Source organism: Natronorubrum bangense (assembly GCF_004799645.1).
Lineage (GTDB): Archaea > Halobacteriota > Halobacteria > Halobacteriales > Natrialbaceae > Natronorubrum > Natronorubrum bangense.
The window spans coordinates 44553-65002 of the sequence record NZ_CP031306.1; the positions used below are offsets into that span (position 1 = coordinate 44553).

At 59.2% G+C, this 20450-nt stretch carries 23 protein-coding genes, 1 tRNA gene and 2 pseudogenes; 18 read left to right on the plus strand and 8 right to left on the minus strand.

Features of this window, described 5'->3' with window-relative positions; all coding sequences use genetic code 11:
• Positions 1-134: 134 nt before the first annotated feature.
• The 5 genes from DV706_RS15590 to DV706_RS15610 are packed head-to-tail and all read left to right on the plus strand — an operon-like array spanning position 135 to position 5039.
• Complete coding sequence (locus DV706_RS15590; RefSeq protein ID WP_006067981.1) at positions 135-1364, plus strand: ABC transporter substrate-binding protein; 1230 nt, start codon at positions 135-137, stop codon at positions 1362-1364.
• 14 nt (positions 1365-1378) lie between these two features.
• Positions 1379-2305, plus strand: coding sequence for a branched-chain amino acid ABC transporter permease (locus DV706_RS15595; RefSeq protein ID WP_006067980.1), 927 nt, complete (start codon positions 1379-1381; stop codon positions 2303-2305).
• Position 2306: 1 nt separating this feature from the next.
• A complete protein-coding gene (locus DV706_RS15600) occupies positions 2307-3488 on the plus strand; it encodes a branched-chain amino acid ABC transporter permease (protein ID WP_006067979.1) in 1182 nt (393 codons plus the stop codon).
• A gap of 31 nt (positions 3489-3519) precedes the next feature.
• Complete coding sequence (locus DV706_RS15605) at positions 3520-4329, plus strand: ABC transporter ATP-binding protein (RefSeq protein ID WP_049890022.1); 810 nt, start codon at positions 3520-3522, stop codon at positions 4327-4329.
• On the plus strand, positions 4326-5039 hold the full coding sequence (locus DV706_RS15610) for an ABC transporter ATP-binding protein (protein ID WP_006067977.1): 714 nt from the start codon (positions 4326-4328) through the stop codon (positions 5037-5039). The genes DV706_RS15605 and DV706_RS15610 overlap by 4 nt, the downstream gene beginning before the upstream one ends.
• A gap of 89 nt (positions 5040-5128) precedes the next feature.
• On the opposite strand, the pseudogene DV706_RS15615 reads toward DV706_RS15610, so the two are convergent.
• Positions 5129-5510 (minus strand): annotated as a pseudogene (locus DV706_RS15615) (hypothetical protein); the annotation flags it as partial.
• Between the two features lie 327 nt (positions 5511-5837).
• Here DV706_RS15615 and DV706_RS15620 point away from each other — a divergent pair.
• From DV706_RS15620 to DV706_RS21820, 3 genes are all read left to right on the plus strand, one after another.
• Positions 5838-6251: a type IV pilin gene (locus DV706_RS15620; protein ID WP_006067975.1), complete on the plus strand. Its 414-nt coding sequence runs from the start codon at positions 5838-5840 to the stop codon at positions 6249-6251.
• A 3-nt stretch (positions 6252-6254) separates the two neighbouring features.
• Entirely contained in the window at positions 6255-6764 is a 510-nt protein-coding gene (locus tag DV706_RS15625) for a type IV pilin (RefSeq protein WP_006067974.1), read from the plus strand.
• Positions 6765-6874: 110 nt separating this feature from the next.
• Positions 6875-7030: a hypothetical protein gene (locus DV706_RS21820; protein ID WP_169331125.1), complete on the plus strand. Its 156-nt coding sequence runs from the start codon at positions 6875-6877 to the stop codon at positions 7028-7030.
• 69 nt (positions 7031-7099) lie between these two features.
• Here the strand turns inward: DV706_RS21820 and DV706_RS22100 are convergent, their stop codons facing one another.
• Complete coding sequence (locus DV706_RS22100) at positions 7100-7339, minus strand: DUF7563 family protein (RefSeq protein WP_083902079.1); 240 nt, start codon at positions 7337-7339, stop codon at positions 7100-7102.
• A 165-nt stretch (positions 7340-7504) separates the two neighbouring features.
• Positions 7505-7579, minus strand: a tRNA-Arg gene (locus tag DV706_RS15635).
• A gap of 169 nt (positions 7580-7748) precedes the next feature.
• Here DV706_RS15635 and DV706_RS15640 point away from each other — a divergent pair.
• From DV706_RS15640 to DV706_RS15650, 3 genes are all read left to right on the plus strand, one after another.
• Positions 7749-7934, plus strand: a complete 186-nt coding sequence (locus DV706_RS15640) for a DUF7511 domain-containing protein (protein WP_006067973.1) — start codon at positions 7749-7751, stop codon at positions 7932-7934.
• A 112-nt stretch (positions 7935-8046) separates the two neighbouring features.
• Positions 8047-8901 carry a geranylgeranylglycerol-phosphate geranylgeranyltransferase gene (locus DV706_RS15645; protein WP_006067972.1) on the plus strand — a complete coding sequence of 285 codons (855 nt, stop codon included), beginning with the start codon at positions 8047-8049 and terminating at the stop codon, positions 8899-8901.
• A gap of 177 nt (positions 8902-9078) precedes the next feature.
• Positions 9079-9711, plus strand: coding sequence for an RAD55 family ATPase (locus DV706_RS15650; protein ID WP_006067971.1), 633 nt, complete (start codon positions 9079-9081; stop codon positions 9709-9711).
• A 204-nt stretch (positions 9712-9915) separates the two neighbouring features.
• Here the strand turns inward: DV706_RS15650 and DV706_RS15655 are convergent, their stop codons facing one another.
• The gene (locus DV706_RS15655) at positions 9916-10251 is read right to left on the minus strand and encodes a DUF5798 family protein (protein ID WP_006067970.1); all 336 of its coding nucleotides are present in this window, start codon (positions 10249-10251) and stop codon (positions 9916-9918) included.
• A gap of 189 nt (positions 10252-10440) precedes the next feature.
• Between DV706_RS15655 and DV706_RS15660 the strand changes: the two genes are divergently transcribed.
• The 4 genes and pseudogenes from DV706_RS15660 (at position 10441) to DV706_RS22505 (ending at position 12411) form a co-directional block, all read left to right on the plus strand.
• Positions 10441-11229 (plus strand): class I fructose-bisphosphate aldolase, encoded by a 789-nt coding sequence (locus DV706_RS15660; protein ID WP_006067969.1) that lies wholly within the window; start codon positions 10441-10443, stop codon positions 11227-11229.
• Positions 11226-12083, plus strand: coding sequence for a class 1 fructose-bisphosphatase (locus DV706_RS15665; protein WP_006067968.1), 858 nt, complete (start codon positions 11226-11228; stop codon positions 12081-12083). Before DV706_RS15660 ends, DV706_RS15665 begins: the two co-directional genes overlap by 4 nt.
• 9 nt (positions 12084-12092) lie before the next feature.
• Positions 12093-12233 (plus strand): annotated as a pseudogene (locus DV706_RS15670) (ADP-dependent glucokinase/phosphofructokinase); the annotation flags it as partial.
• Positions 12181-12411: an ADP-dependent glucokinase/phosphofructokinase gene (locus DV706_RS22505; protein ID WP_136350765.1), complete on the plus strand. Its 231-nt coding sequence runs from the start codon at positions 12181-12183 to the stop codon at positions 12409-12411. The pseudogene DV706_RS15670 and the gene DV706_RS22505, both read left to right, overlap by 53 nt.
• Here the strand turns inward: DV706_RS22505 and DV706_RS15680 are convergent.
• Together DV706_RS15680 and DV706_RS15685 are read right to left on the minus strand one after the other, a co-directional pair.
• Positions 12408-12656: a hypothetical protein gene (locus DV706_RS15680; RefSeq protein ID WP_006067966.1), complete on the minus strand. Its 249-nt coding sequence runs from the start codon at positions 12654-12656 to the stop codon at positions 12408-12410. The two genes, DV706_RS22505 and DV706_RS15680, sit on opposite strands and share 4 nt — an antisense overlap.
• A 143-nt stretch (positions 12657-12799) precedes the next feature.
• A complete protein-coding gene (locus tag DV706_RS15685) occupies positions 12800-13972 on the minus strand; it encodes a hypothetical protein (RefSeq protein ID WP_006067965.1) in 1173 nt (390 codons plus the stop codon).
• Positions 13973-14525: 553 nt separating this feature from the next.
• Between DV706_RS15685 and DV706_RS15690 the strand changes: the two genes are divergently transcribed.
• Entirely contained in the window at positions 14526-14876 is a 351-nt protein-coding gene (locus DV706_RS15690; RefSeq protein WP_006067964.1) for a DUF5658 family protein, read from the plus strand.
• 101 nt (positions 14877-14977) lie between these two features.
• Here DV706_RS15690 and DV706_RS15695 read toward each other — a convergent pair whose 3' ends face one another.
• Positions 14978-15655 carry a PH domain-containing protein gene (locus DV706_RS15695; protein WP_006067963.1) on the minus strand — a complete coding sequence of 226 codons (678 nt, stop codon included), beginning with the start codon at positions 15653-15655 and terminating at the stop codon, positions 14978-14980.
• 307 nt (positions 15656-15962) lie between these two features.
• Here DV706_RS15695 and gdhB point away from each other — a divergent pair, with 307 nt between their 5' ends.
• Positions 15963-17237 carry a glutamate dehydrogenase GdhB gene (gdhB, locus tag DV706_RS15700; RefSeq protein ID WP_006067962.1) on the plus strand — a complete coding sequence of 425 codons (1275 nt, stop codon included), beginning with the start codon at positions 15963-15965 and terminating at the stop codon, positions 17235-17237.
• A 119-nt stretch (positions 17238-17356) separates the two neighbouring features.
• Here gdhB and DV706_RS15705 read toward each other — a convergent pair whose 3' ends face one another.
• The gene (locus tag DV706_RS15705) at positions 17357-18640 is read right to left on the minus strand and encodes a Cdc6/Cdc18 family protein (protein WP_006067961.1); all 1284 of its coding nucleotides are present in this window, start codon (positions 18638-18640) and stop codon (positions 17357-17359) included.
• Between the two features lie 930 nt (positions 18641-19570).
• On the opposite strand from DV706_RS15705, the gene DV706_RS15710 reads away from it, so the two are divergent.
• Positions 19571-20446, plus strand: coding sequence for an HpcH/HpaI aldolase/citrate lyase family protein (locus DV706_RS15710; RefSeq protein WP_083902078.1), 876 nt, complete (start codon positions 19571-19573; stop codon positions 20444-20446).
• The last annotated feature ends 4 nt before the right edge of the window (positions 20447-20450 follow it).

Sequence of the window (20450 nt, forward strand, 5' to 3'; positions counted from 1 at the left end):
AGTTGTCGGTTACAGCGTTGCCGAACTGGGGTTCCACACGCGCTGTCAGTGCCGAATCCGGGCGTCTACGGGCCGTGTTGACCATGGTCGGTGGTAGTACTAACAAGGACTCTTTCTAATCCTGCTCATATCCTATGTTGGATGATGACATATTGCGACGGAACCGACGAGACGTACTGACCGCCGGGAGTGCACTCGGACTCGCCGCACTGGCTGGCTGTGTCGGGACAACCGACGATGATGACGGGTACACGATCGGGATGGTCGACTCGCTGACCGGATCGCTGGCCGACTTCGGCGAACGGAACCAGAACGCCGTCGAGATCGCACTCGAGCACGTCAACGAGGTCGGCGTCAAAGGCGAGGAACTCGACATCATCATCGAGGATTCCGAGAGCGAATCCCAGCCGGGCCTCTCAGCGGCACAGAAGCTGGTCGAGCAGGACAACGTTCCGTTCCTCATCGGGGCGGTCGGCTCGGGAGTCTCGATGGCAATCTACGACAGCGTTATCAGTGGGACGGATGTCGTCCAGTTGAGCCAGAGTTCGACTGGGGTCAACCTGACGGACGAGCCGGGTCTCCTCCGAATGTCGCCCAGCGGGCAAACGCAGTCGATCGCGCTGGCAGAGATTATCGAGGAAGATGGCTACGACGAAGTCGCCGTGACCTCGATCAACGATGACTTCGGAGATAGCCTGTACGATGCCTTTGAGGAAGCCTACGAGGGAGAGATCGTCTACGACAATGTCCACGACAGTGACGAGTCGTCGTACAACAGTCTCATCTCCAGCATGGACAGCTCCGGCGCGGACGCGTGGCTTTTCATTACATACCAGTCGGAGTTTACGACGATGGTAAACGATATGGATTCGGGCGGCTACGGAGACGACGTCCAGCTCTATGGTGCCGACTCCAATCGGGGCGACAGCGTGCTCGAAGGAACGCCCGAGGGCAGCATGGACGGAATGAAACTCGTTGAGCCGGGTGTCCCCGAAGACCAGGACAACTACCTTGATTTCGCCGAGGCTTTCGAGGCGGAGCACGGTGAAGCACCGACGTCTTGGTCGGCGTTTGCCTACGACTGCGTGGTCACCGCCGCACTCTCGATCGAGGCTGCCGACGAGTTCACCGGCGCGGCACTCGGCGACGTCGTCCGCGACGTGACTCGCCCCGAAGGGCAAGAAGTCTTCACCTACGAGGAGGCCCACGAGATTCTCGAAGACGGCGGGACGGCCGACGACATCGATTATCAGGGCGTGAGCGGTCCGATCGACTTCGATGAGAACGGTGACCCGCGGGGGACACTCATGGTGTTGGAAGTCCAGGATCACGATTACGTCTCGCTCGGACTCCGAGAATCGTAATCGGTGTCTCACCAATGTCTATTATCGAATACGCTGCCAACGGACTGGTGTACAGTAGCATCATCGTCCTCGGGAGCATCGGGCTATCGCTGATCTACAGCATCAACGGCTTCGCGAACTTCGCACACGGTGATACGATGACCGTCGGTGCATATACGACGCTCGTCAGTTTCGGCGTCGTCGGTGGCGTCGGGTTCAGCATCCTCGGGCTGCCGATGGGCTTTTTTGTTGCACTCCTGATCGGGCTCGCCGTCGCCGCTGTCGTTGCGATACTTACCGAAAAAATCGTCTACGAACCGCTGGACATCGGCTCGATCGGCCTGCTCATCACATCGATCGGCGTCGCCTTCGTCTACCGTGCACTGATCCAGATGGGCTTTGGCTCGGACTCGATCCGATACGATGTCGGATTCGTCCAGCCGATCGAGACGCTGTTGCCCTACGGGATTCGGCTGACCCAACACGACGTCGCGATCGTCATTTCGGCGACCATACTCGTGACGGGACTTCACGTCCTCTTGCAACACACTGATCTCGGCCGAAAGATGCGAGCGATGGCCGACAATCCGGATCTTGCGCGCGCAAGCGGCATTCGAACGTATCGCATCAAGCTCATGTCATGGATCATTGGTGCGGGGCTGGCGGGTGCCGGTGGCGCCTTCCTCGGACTGTTCAACCAGCTCCAGCCACGGATGGGATTTAACGTCCTGCTGGTTATCTTCGCCGCAGTGATCCTCGGCGGGATCGGCTCCATCTACGGCGCGATGCTCGGTGGGTTCCTCATCGGGATGGTCGTCGAGATGATGCCGCTGCTGTCTGACGTGGGTATCCCGATCGGTATCGAGTACGCAAACGCCGTCGCGTTCCTCATCATGGTTGCCGTCTTGCTCGTCCGACCGACTGGGATCGCCGGCGACGGTATCAGCGGGGAGGGGGTCTGAAATGAGGGTTCTCACCGACCCCCGCGGCTACTGGGACGATCTGACGACCACGGAGCAAGGCGTCACGGTAGCGATCGGGCTGATCGTGTTTGGCCTCGTCATAGCCTTGCTCACCGGCGCGCTCGGCGCATCCTACTTCCTCTTCCTGTTCGGTCTGGCAGGGATGTACGCGCTCCTCTCGTTCGGACTGAACTCCCAGTGGGGGTTTACTGGGCTGATCAACTTCAGCGTCGCCGCCTTCTTCGGGCTCGGTGCCTACGGCGCGGCCCTGATGACAGCCAGCAACTCTCCGATCGGCGGCGGCTACAACCCCGTGTTCGGTCTGATCGTCGGGCTTGCCCTGGCTGCGGTGGTTGCAGTGGCGATCGGCATTCCGACGCTGCGACTGCGTGCAGACTACCTCGCGATCGCGACGCTCGGACTGGCGGAGGTCATCCGTCTGTTCATGCTCAACGAGCGCCAGTGGACCAACGGCAGCGCCGGCCTCCGGGGCATCCCGACCTTCTTCGAGGAGTGGCCCGTTCTGGGGACGTTCACCGAAGTGATGCCGGCGATCGAGATCGAACTCGTCCCCGGATCACCGGTCATTCTGGGGCTGACGTTCTGGCAGCAACTGCTCAACGTCGTGCTGTTGCTCGTCTTCCTCGGCGGGACGTTCGCCGTCCTCCGGCGTGCACAGCGATCGCCGTGGGGGCGGCTGCTCCGGACGATCCGTTCCGACGAGGACTTAGCGAAGGCGCTGGGAAAGAACACCTACTCCTACAAGATGCAGTCGTTCGTCCTCGGGAGCCTCATCATGGCACTTGCGGGCGTCTTCTATGCGCATCTAAATCTCTTCGTCAGCCCGGGTGACCTCGACCCGATCACGACATTTTATGTCTGGGTCGCCGTGATCCTCGGCGGCAGCGGCTCGAACCGCGGGGCACTGCTCGGTGGGTTCGTCGTCGTGGCCATCCGGGAAGGCTCTCGGTTCGTCAACGATATCGGCTGGATTCCCCTCGGTGGGGCACCGTTCAGGCTGCTCGCGATTGGCCTGTTGATCATCCTCGTCATGCGGTTCCGACCGCAGGGAATCCTTCCGCCACAGCGGGAACTGATCTGGCCGAGTGCGGTCGACAGCAGCGCACCGTCACAGCCCGATCGAGGTGTGCGTGACGTGAAAGCAGGTGAGAAAAATGAGTGACGCGATCGAAGAACCAGGAACGACCAGCGAGATGGACGTGAGCACAGTCCAGACGAACGCCAACATGGCGAAAGACGACGTCGTGCTCCGAGTCGAGAATTTACAGAAGTCCTTCGGCGCACTCGTCGCCACCGATCACGCGACCTTCGAGGTCGAACGGGGGACGATCACCGGCCTCATCGGCCCCAACGGGGCCGGGAAGTCGACGATCTTCAACCTCATTTCGGGCTTCTACGAGCCTGACGGCGGCACTGTCACGGTCAACGGAACCGACGTCACCGGCACCGAGCCCTACGAGGTGGCTGAACACGGCCTCATCCGAACGTTCCAGACGCCCCGCAAACTCGAGGGAATGACCGTCCGCGAGGCGATGCTCGTCGGCCCGCGACACCAGCCCGGCGAGTCGTTCGTGAAACTGTTCACCGACCCCAAGACCGTCGGCGAGCACGAACAACAGAATCTCGCAGACGTCGAACGGATCCTCGAGGAGTTCGAGATCGACCATCTCGCGACCCAACCCGCAACGGACATCTCCGGCGGCCAGATGAAACTGGTCGAGTTGGCCCGTGCAATGCTCGCGGAACCGGAGGTCCTATTACTCGACGAACCGGTCGCCGGCGTCAACCCGACGCTCCGGAACAAACTCGCCGAGCAGATCCAGCGGCTCAACGAGCAGGGAACGACCTTCCTGCTTATCGAACACGACATGGAGTTCGTCATGAACCTCGCCGATCCGATCGTCGTCCTCGACCGCGGGAGCGTGCTCACCGAAGGGCCACCCCACGCGATCCAGTCGGATACCAAGGTTATCGACGCCTACCTTGGGGGTGGTGGCGTATGAGCGCCGACCACGTCCTTGCACTCGACGGCGTCGACAGCGGCTACGGCGAGGTGCAAGTGCTCGATGACTGTACACTCCACCTCGATACGGACGAAATCGTCTGTCTGATCGGGCCGAACGGGGCCGGGAAGTCGACCGTTCTCAAAACCGCCTTTGGCATGCTGACGCCATGGGAGGGTGCCGTCACCTACCATGATCGAGATATCGGCGGGATGGCACCCGAGGATATCGTTCGCGAGGGGATCGGCTTCGTTCCCCAGACCCAGAACGTGTTCGGCTCGCTCACCATCGAGGAGAACCTTCGGATGGGCGGCGTCGCCCGTAACGACGATCTCGGGCCGGTCCTCGAGACGCTGTACGATCGGTTTCCCCTGTTGGACGAAAAGCGGACAGCGAAGGCTCGGAACCTCTCCGGCGGCCAGCGGCAGGTGCTTGCGCTTGCCCGCGCGCTCGTAATGGAACCCGACGTGCTCCTGATCGACGAACCATCTGCCGGCCTCGCGCCGAACACCGCCGACGATGTCTTCGCAGACGTCCAGGAGGTCAACGCGATGGACACGGCGATCTTGATGGTCGAACAGAACGCTACGAAGGGGCTGGGCATCTCCGATCGCGGCTACGTCCTCGATCAGGGGACCGTCCGATTCGAGGACCAGGCCGACGCGTTGCTGGACAACGAAGAAGTGTCGCAGCTATATCTCGGCGGCTGACGGCTGCGTCGAACCGCTTTTTGATCTCGTTCTAAGTGTACAGTACAACTGAACCGATGTCCACACGCATCTCACAGCCGTCGTGCGATACGGTGTGCATCGCGATGGTTCAGTGCAAAGGGGGACGAACGTGTCGGTGGCGATCGACCCACCGGAGAAGACGTTCGCGACGAGCGTGTTCAGTGCGAGAAACGGCTGGTCTTGCATGGTCGCATCCAGCCAGCCGTAGTCGCGAGCGACCTCGATCCCGCGGGCGGCATCCGGCTTCCTGTCGTCGATCCACCCACGAACACGCCCACGTGGTAACTCCAGCGCGTTCGAGATCGCGTAGGGGCCTTTGTCCGGATGCTGACTCGCATAGCGACGCACAGCCTGGTAGTCGAGGGCGGCCGCCCACGGATCACTGTCTGTCCCGCCGTCGTCGGTGCGCGCGAGGTCGCGCTCGTCGACTGCGAGGGTGTCCCAGTCCATGCTGGGTTTCAGATGTGAGGCTTCAAACATGTATTGTATCGTTGAATAATCGGGAAATCGCAAGACTGCGTGGCTTCAAGGGGGTGCTGTAGGGTCTCTAACCCCGCCTAATTATCAGTTCTAAAAGTGTCTCAAAACGTTCTTTTCACTAATACACTGTACTTTGGGACAATTATATATATGCAGTCTCCGCTGACTGCAAGTAGCACCGCAACGACGAGACGGCACCGCTGAGGGGCGATTTGTAGCTCCCTCGAGCGCCGTCGGGTGCCACTGTGGCACTCGAGAGTCTTACCGTTGTGGGTGCGTGAAAACGCAAATCCAACTATGGATCTCACGAAATATCGAAGCAAGCTGATCGGAAGCGAAGACGAGCGAGCTGTATCGCCAGTTATTGGAGTTATTCTGATGGTGGCCATCACTGTCATTCTCGCAGCTGTGATCGCAGCGTTCGTGCTAGACATTGGTGATCTTGATGGCAATGCGCCGAACGCGCAGTTCGACTGGGAGGTTGATAGTGATGAAGACGAGATGTCGATAACTCATACAAGCGGTGATGATATCGAACTATCGAACGTCGAATTTGATCCAAGCGTGAATGACAATGGCGATATTGATGGCAACGCAGATATCACATGGTCTGCTGGCGAAACAATAAATTTCGATAGTGAGACTGGTAATTTCCAAGTTGTCTGGGAAGCGGACGGTTCCTCAACAATTCTCGCTGAACACGAGAACTAGACAATGAATTTTGATCTTAGTCAATACACGACAAAACTTGTTGGAGGTGACCAAGAGCGTGCTGTTTCGCCGGTTATCGGCGTGATCCTGATGGTAGCAATCACTGTCATTCTGGCTGCTGTGATCGCAGCATTTGTACTGGATATTGGTGACTTCAATGATAGCGCACCACAAGCTCAGTATGACTGGGAAAGCAATGATAACAATACGGTAGTTGACATCTCTCACACGAGTGGCGATGATATCGATCCAGACACCTTGTCAGTAAGTGTAACTGTCGATGGCGACTCTGAAAGTGCTGACTTAGAAAGAGACGGTTCCGATATTACAGCAGGAGAGGGGATTACGTTCGCCATTGATGAGTCCAACGACAATGTTGATGTTAGTGGCGATGCGGTTGATGGTCAAAGTATAGACTTCGGGACTATTGATCCTGCTAATGAAATCGAAGAGATAGTCGTTACGTGGGAAGCGGATGGTTCCTCAACGATTATCACCGATCACGAGCCTTAGTGAATCAATAACTACCACATGATTATTTAATTTGTATATCACGTTTATCTACAAGTTTGAGCGACCACTGTCCTTCGTCGATGTGTCGGATATGCACGTAACAGTCCTCCTTGAGCGGCACCGCGCTTGCCGAGGATGAAGACGATGACGACGAACTGAGTACCGGCGAGTCTGCCGCGCTCGGGTTGGCGTTTGCCATGTCGCCCCAGACTGTCCTGCTCGTTGGCAGCTACTCGTTGCTGCGAACGTCGTTATCTGTCGCTTGATGGGCCGGATGGGCTATGGGCGTTTGACTCCCAACGTCGTACAGCTGACTCGCGGGAACGAACGAGTCCTCACGCATCGGCCTCACCTCCGTGACGTCCGGATGACGTTTCTGGATCTGGAATCCCGACGTCCACGCCAGCAGCCGAGCCGCGGCTCAGTCGCGCGTAGGTATCGCACTCAGAACAGCGGTGGGCGCGATCGTCATCGTCGCCGAACACGCGGCTGAATCGGTCGGAAACATGAGCGCCACAGTGACGGCAACTCGAGTTAGCGGTCGACGACTGGAGCGAGAACGTCACGCCGACCACCCCGAGTTTGTGACGAGAATCGCATGACCTGACGGGGACGCAACCCGTTGCCCGTTGGGATCAGATTCCACCCCCGTCTGTGAAACGGACGAAAGTGGCGAAAAGACGGACAGCGAACGCTCTACGGGGAAAGTAGTATTAGTCGAGAATCGAGGCGTTTGTGAGTGGGCGCTGCAGGATTTGAACCCACGACAGCTTGGTCCGAAGCCAAGTACTCTGTCCAGACTGAGCTAAGCGCCCTTACCACCTATTTTCCGGCGGTCCCGTATAAGTCACTCGATTCGGGACGGTTTCGACATCGACCAGCACACCACACTCTCCTCGAGCGCTCGAGACAGCATTCTACTTCTCAATCGGTGAAAATTACCACACGGGGTATTTACGCTGTGTGGGCAACAGTCAGCTGTCAATGACGGTGAACGAGGCCCCGATCCCAGACGACGGTTGGTCTGCAGATGCACCGCTCGAGTTGCTCACTGATGACGAGAACGAGGTCTGGACTGCCGTTCCCGCCGATGCGACTGGCGACGAACGGGTCTGTAAGTGGCTCTCAGTCGACGCCGAGACGCTGTGTGATCTCGAGGAGTGGCGGTAGGCTCGCCGGCATCACACTGTTTTACCCCGCGCGTGCAATCGAATTGAGTGACAGCGACGACCGCTGAGAGCGGATCGTACCGTTTAACCAGTCCGACTGAGCAGTTTCGTCCATGACAGCGGGTGAGACGATTCGTGGGCTGCTCGAGTTGACGCGGCCGATAAACGTGGTTGCAGCGAGCGTGTTGACGTTTATCGGCGCGTTCGTCGCCGGTGGTGTCGCCGCCGAGCCACTGTCGGTGACAGCGGCGATCGCGGCAACGGGGTTTGCAGTTGGGGCCGGAAACGCGATCAACGACTACTTCGATCGGGAAATCGACCGAATCAACCAACCAGGGAGAGCGATCCCTCGGGGAGCCGTGAGCCCACGGGGTGCGCTCGGTTTTAGCCTCGTCCTGTTCGGTGGCGCTGTCGGGCTCGCGATCACGCTGCCGGCGGCTGCGATCGCCATCGCAACGATCAATCTGCTTGCGCTGGTCGCGTACACCGAGTTCTTCAAAGGACTGCCCGGGCTGGGGAACGCACTGGTCGCCTACCTCGTCGGAAGCACGTTTCTCTTCGGCGCGGCGGCGGTGGGCAACATGGGCCCTGCCGTGGTGTTGTTCGTCCTCTCGGCGATTGCGACACTGACTCGAGAGATTATCAAGGACGTCGAGGACATCGCTGGCGACCGCGAGGAGGGGTTGAACACGCTTCCCATCGCAATCGGCGAACGGCGTGCGCTCCAGATCGCGACCGGCTTGCTCATCGTGGCTGTGATCGCGAGCCCGATTCCGTATCTCCTCGAGTATTTCGGAATTATGTACCTGCTGGTGGTGGTGCCGGCGGACGCGGTGATGCTCTATGCGGCCGTCGAGAGTTTCGACGATCCGACGGCTGGACAGTCACACCTCAAGTACGGGATGTTCCTCGCTGCACTGGCGTTTATTGTTGGGCGGGCAGCGGTGACGATCCCAACGGGAGGGTGAACTGACTCGAGAGCAGTTTCGAACCTGGATGCCCTCGATATCGGAAAGCAGTGTTGACAATAATCGTCCAATCAAAAGTAATATAAGCTAGATTCGGTATTTTCATATCACACACCGAAGTAGCCAGCGCACACAGTGATACACCAGTACGGCTGCGGATGGATGTGAGTATCTGGTATGTATGACCTCGCAGACGTCCTACCGGACGCCGAAATCGAGCCCGGGACGAATCTACTCATCGCGGGTCCGCCGCTAACGGGGAAGCGACAGATCGCGTTCGATATCCTCGCAAGCGGTGCCGACCGCGGTGATGGGTCGATCATCGTGACGACCAAAGATAGTGCCGATAAGGTTCTCAAGTCGTTTGCCGACTCGATTAGTCCAAGCACTGATCCAGATCTCGGCGTCGTCGACTGTGTTACTAAACAGCGCGGTATTGGATCCGTCGACGACGATCCGCGAGTCAAGTACGCCTCCTCACCGGTCGATATGACGGGAATCGGAATCAATCTCTCGGAGTTTTTACAGGACTTTTACGAGGAGCGTGGCGTGACCGAAAACCGCGTGTTGCTCTACTCCGTATCGACGCTGCTCATGTACTCGGATCTCCAGACCGTCTTTCGGTTTCTCCACGTTTTTACCGGCCGAATCCAGAGTGCAGACGCGATGGGTGTCTACGTCATCGACTCGACGTCTCACGATGCCCAGACGATGAACACGCTCAAACAGCTGTTCGACGCCTCTCTCGAACTCGAGAAAGCCGACGATGGCGACAAGCCACAGATTCGGACGGCTGGCCTGTCGACCTGACAGGCGTTTCGATGCCGACCATCGAGACGGCCAAGTCAGACATGACGCCGGTTCGTATCGCGTACCGATGATAACGGCTGTTCGTCGAGTTCACAGACACGACAGCGCGCCCACATCGTGGGTCCACCGTGTTTGGAGCCGGTTGCTGGCGGACCGAGGGGAGCGTATACTGGGTTACTGTCTGGGGAGATACGGCGGAGAACGCTACTTAGCCGGTGTGTCGCTCGCGTCGGCCTCCGTGATCGTGTCGGTTGACTCCGTCGCGTCGCTGTCGGTCTCATCGTCCTCGAGTTCGGCTTCGTCGATCGCTGCTTCCGCGAGGATTTCCTCACCGTCAAGCCCCTGTTCTGCAGCGATCGCAAGCAGGAGTGCTCGTTGTTCGGTGAGTTGATGATCGAGGCGCTTGACCGTCTCATGGGTGTCGTCCATCTCTTCTTCCAGTCCAATGATCCGTTGCTGGAGTTGCTGTACCTGCTTGTACATCGCTTCGGCACGGTCGGAAAGGCCCTGAATTTTCTTTGCAGTGCTGCCAAGTCCCATACATGAGTGATGTGTTGGCAGACTAATGGGCCTTTTCGTCCGTGGCTCGAGGAGACCACTCCCTGTCTCTCAGTTTGTGAACCGCTGTCCTGTTTCCGGTCAGAGACGGTGTTTACTACTACTATTGTACGTAATTCTGGTAACTCGGACCATCAAAGATTTATAGCGGCCAGTTGGACCGACTAACAGATGATTCCGATCGACGACTCTCCGATCGTTCGCGACGGCAAGTCACTGATTCTCGCGATGGACCACGGGTTAGAACACGGTCCGGTCGACTTCGAGGAAGTACCGGAGAAACTCGACCCATCGACGGTCTTCGAGACGGCGACGCACGACGCCGTCACCGCGATGGCCGTCCAGAAAGGGGTTGCTGAGGGCTATTATCCCAGCTACGAGGACGACGTCAACCTCCTGCTCAAACTCAACGGCACGTCGAACCTCTGGATGGGCGAGCCTGACTCGCCGGTCAACTGCTCGGTTGATTACGCCGCCGAACTCGGTGCCGACGCGCTCGGCTTTACCGTCTACAGCGGTTCGAACAACGAAGTCGAGATGTACGAGGAGTTCCGCGACGCCCAAGAGAAGGGCCGCGAGTACGACCTCCCGATGGTCATGTGGTCGTACCCACGCGGACAGGGGCTGAAAAACGACACCAAGCCGAGCACCATCTCCTATGCGACCCGTATCGCCCTCGAGATCGGTGCCGATATCGCGAAAGTCAAATACCCCGGCAGCAAGGAGGCGATGGCCCACGCCGTCAAATCTGCCGGTGACATGAACGTCGTCATGAGCGGCGGCTCGAAGACCTCCGACTACGAGTTCCTCTCGACGGTCGAGGCCGTGATGGACGCCGGTGCGAGCGGACTCGCCGTCGGTCGTAACGTCTGGCAGCGCGAGGACCCGACCCAGCTGCTCGACGCGCTGGAGAAGGTCATCTACGAGGGCGAAACCGCCGACGCCGCACTCGAGGAATGACGGTGTCCGACCCAGTCGAGGACATCGTCGCGACGATCAGCCGCTCGGCGACCGAGATCCGACAGGGACTGGTCGGTCGACGGGGGAAAGCCGACGAAGAAAACCCCAGCGGCGAGACCCAGGCCGAGGCAGACGTCTGGGCTGACGACCTGCTCGCGGAGCGACTGTCGTCGATCGACGGCGTTTCCCAGTACGCAAGCGAGGAGCGCGCGGAGATCATCGACTGTGATGATGACGGGCTCTCCGTGGCCGTCGATCCACTCGATGGCTCCTCGAATCTCAAGTCGAACAACACGATGGGGACGGTGTTCGGCATCTATGACGAGCCACTCCCCGCCCCGGGAACTGCCCTCGTTGCGGCGGGATACGTGCTCTACGGTCCGATAACGACAATGGTGTACGCCCGTGACGAGACGGTCACGAAGTACGAACTCACCGGGGGTGAGCGGACGGTCGTCGAGCACGACGTGACCCTTCCCGACGATCCGATCACCTACGGTTTCGGCGGACGCGTCCCCGACTGGCCCGATGACTTCGAGGCGTACGTCCGCGAGGTCGAGTCCAACCCACAACACAAGCTCCGCTACGGTGGCGCAATGATCGGCGACGTCAACCAGGTCCTCACCTACGGCGGCATCTTTGCCTACCCTGCCCTCGAGGACAGCCCAAACGGAAAACTCCGCTTGCAGTTCGAGGGGAACCCGATCGGCTACGTCATCGAGGCTGCCGGCGGCCGCTCCTCGAACGGCGAGTACTCGATCCTCGAGGTTGAGGCGACCGACCTTCACCAGCGCGTGCCGGTCCACGTCGGTAACACGAGCCTGATCGACCGCCTCGAGGCCGCACTCGCGTAAGCGATACAGAGGTTCATCGCCGCCTCGAGGCCGCCGGAGTTCGACCTGTACGCGGGTGCGCTCGACGAAATGATTGATCAGGTCGGCGCGGTCGTCGATGGGGCACTGCTTGCGGCTTATCACAATCTCACCCCTAAGCACGTCGACGAGACGGCCGACGACGGCTTCCTCTTGTACGCCGGCGGTCGTTGCCTGTCCTAATCGCGTCGTCGACGATCCTGCAGGCACTGTCGGCATCGGTGACATCGTTTCGTCGTCGAGTTTTCTTCTCGAGCGAGAACTGCGGACAGTACAATGCGTGTGTCAGTCGGTTCAGTTGTTACTCTAGGCAGTCGGTTCGTCGGAATCGCTGGTGCGCCATGCTGCGGTTACGGTGACGTAGACACCGATCCCGAGGAGGAGCAGTGCGTAAAACGCCCACCGTGGCCACGCGTTCTGCAGAAAGAACAGCGTCAGAAGCATGACCCAGCCGGTAATGACGAGCAGGTCGATCGCGAGTCGGGCAGTGGTGTTTGCAACCGATTTTATCGTGCCGCCAGCCCGGCCGGGGCTGTCAGCAGTATCGGAACTCATCGGCGTGGTGGTTGTCCGCGGTGTGGTCGGTGAACGAACATTGGTGTGCCGGTCGAGTATCTGGCAGGCCGGAACGGACGGCGCTGATTCAGGTCGCAGTTGGTGGTGCTTTCGTGTGTCGGATCGTGGTCGTCGTCCATGAGTCAGAAGTGATATCCGTAGGTTTCGGTCAGTTTGTAGGCGCCAATTCCCCAGACGTAGCTCTGTCCTGGCCACCACGTACGGGCATTGTTGAAGCCTGCAACGAGGACGTCCTCGTCGGCACCCTCGGGGTCGTTATGATAGCTCACCGATCCGCTGTCGCCGTCAGTCAGATCCATTTCCCCACCCCAGCGAATCTGACCGCGTCGACAGAACTCGTCGGTAAAGCAGGTAACCGCGTCGATACCCTGAATCGTCCCGGTCGTATGCCCAGTCATGGCACCGACCTTCTCGAGGTCTTCGCCACGAGCGATGAGATCAGCAAGTCCGAGTCGGGTGAGCTGACCACGGACGCGAGCCGGTGAGGGTGTGTCGATCGTGTTCGAGGGTCTGAATTGGTTTCCGGGAGTAACAGCGACGATATCCTCGACCGGATGAGCGCGCTCGACGGCTCCCAGTTCGACAGTGTCGGCTCCATCGACCGGCAGTGAGAGTCGATCACTGTCCGGATCGGCTCCGTCCTCGAACGCGTGTTCGGCCGTCACGAAAAACTCCTGTCGGGTGTCCGGATCGTACAGAACAGGGCCGAGCGTCGCAATGCTCCCCGGTGTTTCACAGGCGATGCCGCTTGGAATATCCCCACTCGAGGCCGAGTCGATAAACCGCGGCTCGAAGCCCTCGTGTCCGTCTTCGATGCCGTCGATATCGACGATCGTCTCGATATCGAGTGAGACGTCGTCGACCAGTCCATCGAACGTGTCTCGGAACGAATCGAGACCGCTCGAGATACCGACAGAGACGGATGCAGTCCCACGATCGTACGATCCGGGAACGACTGCACTCCCGAGATAGCCGGTAAATGCTGTTCGCGCCAGCAGGTCGTTCAGTTCGAAGGCCTTCGTAACAGATGCATACCACGACGTGGGGACGTACCGCGTCCGCTCCTCGAGTGACCACGGGTCGTCGGGGTCGGACCTGACGAGTGCGGTAACGATTGGAACCTCGCCGTCATCAGCTGCAAGGAAATCGTCGACGCCGAGAAACTGGGCAACACCAAGCGCGTAGCCGCCAGTAACGAGGGTCCGAAGGAATTCGCGACGGTCCATGCCCGCCTCGAGCCGGTCACGAATCGTCGCGAGCCGGGAAACGAGATACTCGGTGTGTGTGTCTTCCATACCGCGAGAGTGATTTATAACGGTGTATTCACCCGTATCGTCCAGCGACGGACCACGGACACGGGAGCGTCTATAGCTGTCGGATACGAAGACGAAATCGAGCAAAGCCATTGTGCCTGCAGGTGCCACGCGTTATATATTACGTGGAAGATACGAATCCGCTAAGCGGCAGGTGGTAATCAACAGTGATGGGGAGTGTCAGGTTTTACGAACAGGTCGTTACAACCCGCCGGTCGGCTAACCCTGTCCCGACAGCCGTTATGGCCACAGCCTCGATTGGGGCCGGTCGAGGCCATCCCCGTTACTCAGCTGTTCGCACCCGGTTTACCACCCACTACCGATCGCAATCAGATACTGACGCTCTCGAGGCCGTCGTTTTCAGCCGGATCAGTCACGCCCCTTCGAGGACCATTCCACGGTGGTTACCAACGTGTTACGAGAGGTGGTGAGACGCTACGCCTGACATAACAATACCGCGAGTGGTGGAACCGTCACCTGCGGACACCACTCCCGACGGTTACGTAACGACCGGTTCGACTCCGGCGGGGAGTGTATGAGTTTCAGCGGGGCCTCTCTCCACACCGAACTGCTTCGTGACCTCTCTCCAGCCGTCCTCGAGCGACTTCTGTGGGTCCTCGTCGCGCTATCGCTGGTCGGTGACATCGTGACGACGTTCGTCGGTTTACACCTCGGACTGGCCGAATCGAACCCGGTCGCCAGGAGTGCAATCGAAGGCTACGGGCTGGCTGGCATGCTCGCTCTCAAAGGCATCGCAGTCGCTATCGGACTGATCTGTCGGCCGATGCTCCCTCCAGCCTACCGACCGATCGTTCCCGCAGGGCTTGCGCTCCCCTGGACAGCGGCCGTCTGTATCAACGTCTATATGATCTCGACGGCGATCTGATCGGACGAATACCCAGAGCCTGCGTTTCTGGATCGGTCGGTCCCAGTCTCGCTCAGCCCTACTCCTTTAGAGAGAGTCGGCTTGATACGTGCCACCACTGCTCACGAATTGCTGTCAGCCGACTCGTGTTCGAGAGGGACGCTGTCGTCCGACTGTGTGCTCGAGCGCGTCTCGACGGACTCCGCATCGCCAGCGCCGTCCTCGAGTGCCGTCCGGATTGCTCGCAACTCGACGAGGATCTCCTCGAGGACCGCATCGGTTGCGTTGGCCGTCTTAGAGCGGTCAGTGGCCTGCCCGCGGGAGACGTGACTGCTGATCAGCTGCTGGACCGCTCGTGGCTCCGGAACGGATCGAAACCGCATTTCGACACCCGCACCGCCGGCGGAGCTGATTTCGACGTGCCCATAGCCAAAACGCGTACCGAGTGCACTCTGGCTGTAGGAGGTGTTCTGGACCTTCTCGAAGTCGATCCGCTTGACATCCCGCGAGAACACGCCGCGTTTCTCGTACAGACCGGATGTGGTCACGACGTAGTCCGTGCTCCGAATCCAGAGGACAGCCCAGCCGACGATCGGAACCGTCACCGCTCCGAGCACTGCGACGAGTGCCAGTCCGGCAACCGTATTGAACGGGACGACTGCGAGTGCAAGCACAGGCAACGCGAGTAACAACGCCGTCGGTGCAACCGTCCGCAGATCCGGCCCGCCGGCCCAGCGGACCGACTCGTCGGCATCCAGGGACAGCCATTCGAGGTCGCCGTCGGTTTCCAGTCCACTCATACGCTCGAGGTCACACAGCGACGGCAAAAGCATACTGCTCGCTCGCGGGAGGTCGCCAAGGATGAGCCTCGGTTCGAACGTTCGACATCTCCCTTTGTCGCGCGGTGCCAACTCGAAATTGTTGCATAATACCATGCCGAGAGAGTGTGGTGTGCAAATATTGCACGAACTCGAGTGAAGTAGCAAACATTATCTCTGCCGCGGGAAAACAGCTTCCCAGTACCCGAGACAGTCGTCGCGTTCAAAACGGCTGTCAACAGAGGGCTACCGTGACCCTCGCTTCGGGCGGAATCTCTACGGCAATACTATGACAACAACTGAGCCCACATCGGAGCCGGAACCGGAGAGTGCCGTTGAAACAGCCCGTCGCCAACTCGAGCGCGCAGCTGCCCATCTCGACGTCGACGAGGGAATCGTCGAGCGACTGCGACATCCGACGAGCGTCTACCGCGTGACGATCCCACTCGAGCGCGATGACGGAAGCCGTGAGATGTTTACGGGATATCGCGCCCACCACGACAGCGTCCGTGGGCCGTACAAAGGCGGCCTGCGCTACCATCCTGGCGTAACCGAAGAGGAGTGTGTCGGTCTCTCGATGTGGATGACTTGGAAGTGCGCTGTGATGGACCTTCCATTCGGTGGTGCGAAAGGTGGTGTCGTCGTTGATCCGAAAGAGCTCAGCAAGGACGAAACCGAGCGGCTCACCCGCCGGCTTGCGGAGGAACTCCGCCCCGTGATCGGCCCGATGAAAGACATTCCCGCGCCGGACATGGGGACCGGTCCCCAGGAGATGGCGTGGTTCATGGACGCCTACTCGATGCAACAGGGCGAGACCGAGCCCGGTGTCGTCACTGGCAAGCCGCCAGTCGTCGGCGGCTCCTACGGCCGAGAGCGAGCACCCGGTCGGAGCGTCGGCATCGTCGCTCGAGAGGCGATCGAGTACTACGACTGGGACATGGAAGACACCACTGTCGCCGTCCAAGGGTTCGGGAGCGTCGGTGCCAACGCGGCCCGCTATCTCGATAATCTCGGGGCCTCGATCGTTGCCGTCTCCGATATTGATGGCGCGATCTATGATCCCGACGGCCTCGACACGACCGACGTCGAAGACCACGACGAAACCCCAGGCATGGTCTCGGGTTACGACGCCCCCGAAACGCTGTCGAACGACGAACTACTCGAGCTCGACGTCGACGTCCTTATTCCGGCCGCGATCGGCAACGTCCTAACCGCCGAGAACGCACGCGATGTCAGTGCGAACCTGATCGTCGAAGGCGCAAACGGACCAACGACTTCGACGGCCGACCAGATCTTCGAAGAACGAGAAATCCCAGTCATTCCCGACATCATCGCCAACGCCGGTGGAGTAACGGTGAGCTACTTCGAGTGGCTCCAGGACATCAACCGTCGCAAATGGAGCCTCGAGCGTGTTCATGAGGAACTCGAAGACGAGATGCTCCAGGCGTGGAACGCCATCCGCGAGGAGTACGACGCTCGCGACGTCACCTGGCGCGATGCGACGTACATCGTGGCGCTGTCACGGATCGCCGATGCACACGACGTGCGTGGGCTCTGGCCATAGTCGCGAAACGAGCAGTTTGATCTCGGTGTAGCAAACGACGCCCACACCCCTCGTTCAGACTGAAACGACACCACGAGTCATCCGACGTCCAAGAGGCGTGCCCGCTCCCAGTCGGCGGGTCAGGAAAACGAGGAGAGATCGACGTCGCGGTTGTTCGTTGCGGGTCCGGTTTCAGTGAGTTGGTCGTACGTCGGAAGCTCCTCGAGTGAGTCGTCCCGGCGGACTGCTTTGATAATGTGTTTCGGGTCAGTGACGAGGCGATGTAAGAGATAACTCCCCTGAGAGCGGCCTCCACCGGTTTTTTCAGACTCGATAACGCCGAGGAAGGCCTGCTCTTTGAGCTGCCGATACAGTCCGTTTTCAGTGATCGGATCGGTCGTGACCATGTTGCAGATCCCGACGTATCGCTCGTAGATCTCCCGTGTCTTGTGGGTCTCGCGGTCGCCGGTGATGATCCGACTTGCCAGCGCATAGAGGGCGAGTTTTGCGTGGACAGTCGCCCCGCTGGTGAGCTCTTCGATTCGATTGATCTCGGCGACCTCCTGGGCCTGCTGGATGTGGCTCTCTGAGACAGTTTCCGAGCCAGTGCGACGAGCGAGTTCGCCGGCCTCTTTGAGGATCTCGATCGCCTTTCTGGCGTCACCATGCTTTTTTGCAGCGAGTGCTGCACAGAGTTCGATCGTCCCGTCTTCTAAGACCTCGGGCTGGAACGCATCTTCGCGGTTTCGCATGATCTCCCGGAGCTGTGAGGCATCGTACGGATGGAAGAACAGCTCTCGGTGGCCGAAGCTGCTGTCGATGCGTTCGTCGAGCGTCTCTCGGTATTTGACCTTGTTGCTGATGCCGATCACGCCGATGTAAGCGTCCGTCTTCTGAGCTTCACGCGCCCGTGAGAGTTGCATCAGAATATTACTGTTGTCCAGTTTGTCAATCTCATCGAGGATGACGATAATGGCGTCAAAAAAGTCCTCGAGGATTCCCCAGATATGCTGGTAGTACTCCATCGTCCCGACACCTCGTAGCGGAATGTTCTCCTGGTAGCCAGTCTGATCTTTCAGACTCAACGCGAGCTGGCGCGTCGCGCGCGTTTCTGTGTTCGCTTCGGAGCAATCGACGTAAAGCACGCCACAGTCGATCTCGTTGTCTCGAGCGGCCGTCTGTGCTCGAGTGGCGACGTGTCGAGAGATGAGACTCTTTCCAGTGCCGGTCTTCCCGTAGATCATCACGTTGTTGGGTGGATCGCCTCGCGTGATCGCACCGACTTCGGCGGCGACGGACTGGATCTCGTCGTCCCGGCCGACAATCCGGTCTTCGTCGGGAACGTGACCGACGTGGAGGAGTTCCTTCCGATCAAAGATCGGATCGTGAGATTGGAAAAGCGGGTCCCCTGCCTGTTCAGCCATGTCTCCGTTCTTCGAGACATACATAATAAAACTATGGAAGGTAGTTCAGACTGATAACGATCAGGTAGACGTTTTAAGACGTGATGTTTCGGCTGTCTTCGATTTCCCTACAGAGTCCCCGGATGCAGACTGTAGTGCACGCTTCGTGGAACGCTCGTGTCGGACCCCCACACCCCTCATTCAGAGTGAAAGTGCGAACGACGGTGGGGGGAGGGTCAAAAGAAGATCGTGGTGGAAGGTGATGGTCCAGAGCAGTGTCGGATGATGAGCTAACGTCGTCGTATGAGACGATAGAGCGGGAAGCAGTGAAAACAGCCCACTTCGGACGAGTCACTGACTACGACGCCACGTTTTGCTTGTTGGATCGCTAGCTCATTCATTCTCTTTCTAGAACTACCTACCTAGCTAGTATAGTACGATTATATCTTACGATAAAGGCAATTTCATCCCTTATCTACAGCCACTCTTATTTTCACAACCAATCTGTAGTAAATATCATCTCCGCATACGGTTCGCCGCCCCCCAACCCACGTGTACTCCGTTTTCACTCTGAATAGGGGGTGGGGGTCTTGCGCTATTCGACAGACTGGGCAGGGCGAGTACCTCGAGGCTTACCCTGCGGTGTCCATGCCACCGCTCTGCTCTGTAACCGAAAGGCGGACCCGTGATCCGATTTCACTCTGAACGACGGGTCTCTCCGTTCCAGCGTTCTGACTCGAGTCAGACTACACGACCGACTCGACGTTGCCCAGCTGGTCGCTTCTGTTGGCCAACGTAGACCGAACCATTTTTCACTCTGAACGAGGGGTCCCGTCTACACCTCCGTTCTAACCAGTTTGAGTCGTCGACATGGCGACGGCGGCGTCCGTCTCGAAACTCGGTCACGTGGTCCGTCCAACAGTATATAGTAATGGCTCACAGACATGATGTATGGGACGGAGAAGCATTCTGTTCACGCCAGGGGATCGTCCGGAGATGATGCGCAAGTCGCCCACTGCAGGGGCGGATGTGATCGTTTTCGATCTCGAGGATGCAGTTGCGCCCGGACAGAAAGCCGATGCACGTGAGACTGTTCGAACAGTTCTCGCTGATCCGGCGTTCGATCCGGACTGTGAGGTCTGTGTCCGCGTCAACGCGACCGAGTCGGCTGTGGCGGCCGACCTCGAGGCACTGTTGCAGGATGTCGATGGCGACGTTCGGCTCGATAGCGTGATGTTGCCGAAAGTCGACTCGCCGGGAGACGTCCGGGGACTCGTGGACGAACTCGCGGGTTATGACGTCTCACTTCCCGTGTTTGCGCTAATCGAGAGCGCTGCGGGCGTCCTCGCTGCACCGGAGATCGCGGCCGTTCAGGCGACTGATGCGCTCGTTTTCGGTGCAGAGGATCTTTCGGCGGATCTCGGTGCGACCCGTACAGATGAGGGAACGGAGGTCCTCTACGCGCGCGAACGTATCGTCCTCGCTGCCGCTGCACACGAGTGTGGGGCTATCGACACCCTCGTCACTGATTTCGGCGACGAAGCACAACTGCGTGAGGATACTGCGTTTTCGGTCCAGCTCGGCTACGACGGCAAACTGGCGATCCATCCCGCGCAGGTCGACCCGATCAATGCGGCGTTTACACCGTCGGCAGACGACCTCGAGTGGGCCCAAAAGGTTCTCGAGGCCAAGCGGACTGCGGATGCCGAGGGTCGAGGCGTCTTCGAAGTCGATGGCGAGATGATCGATGCGCCGTTGATCGCACAGGCTGAACGAATCCGCTCGCGGGCCGTTGCAGCCGAGACGTGGCCTGAGAGTGATCACTGAGACC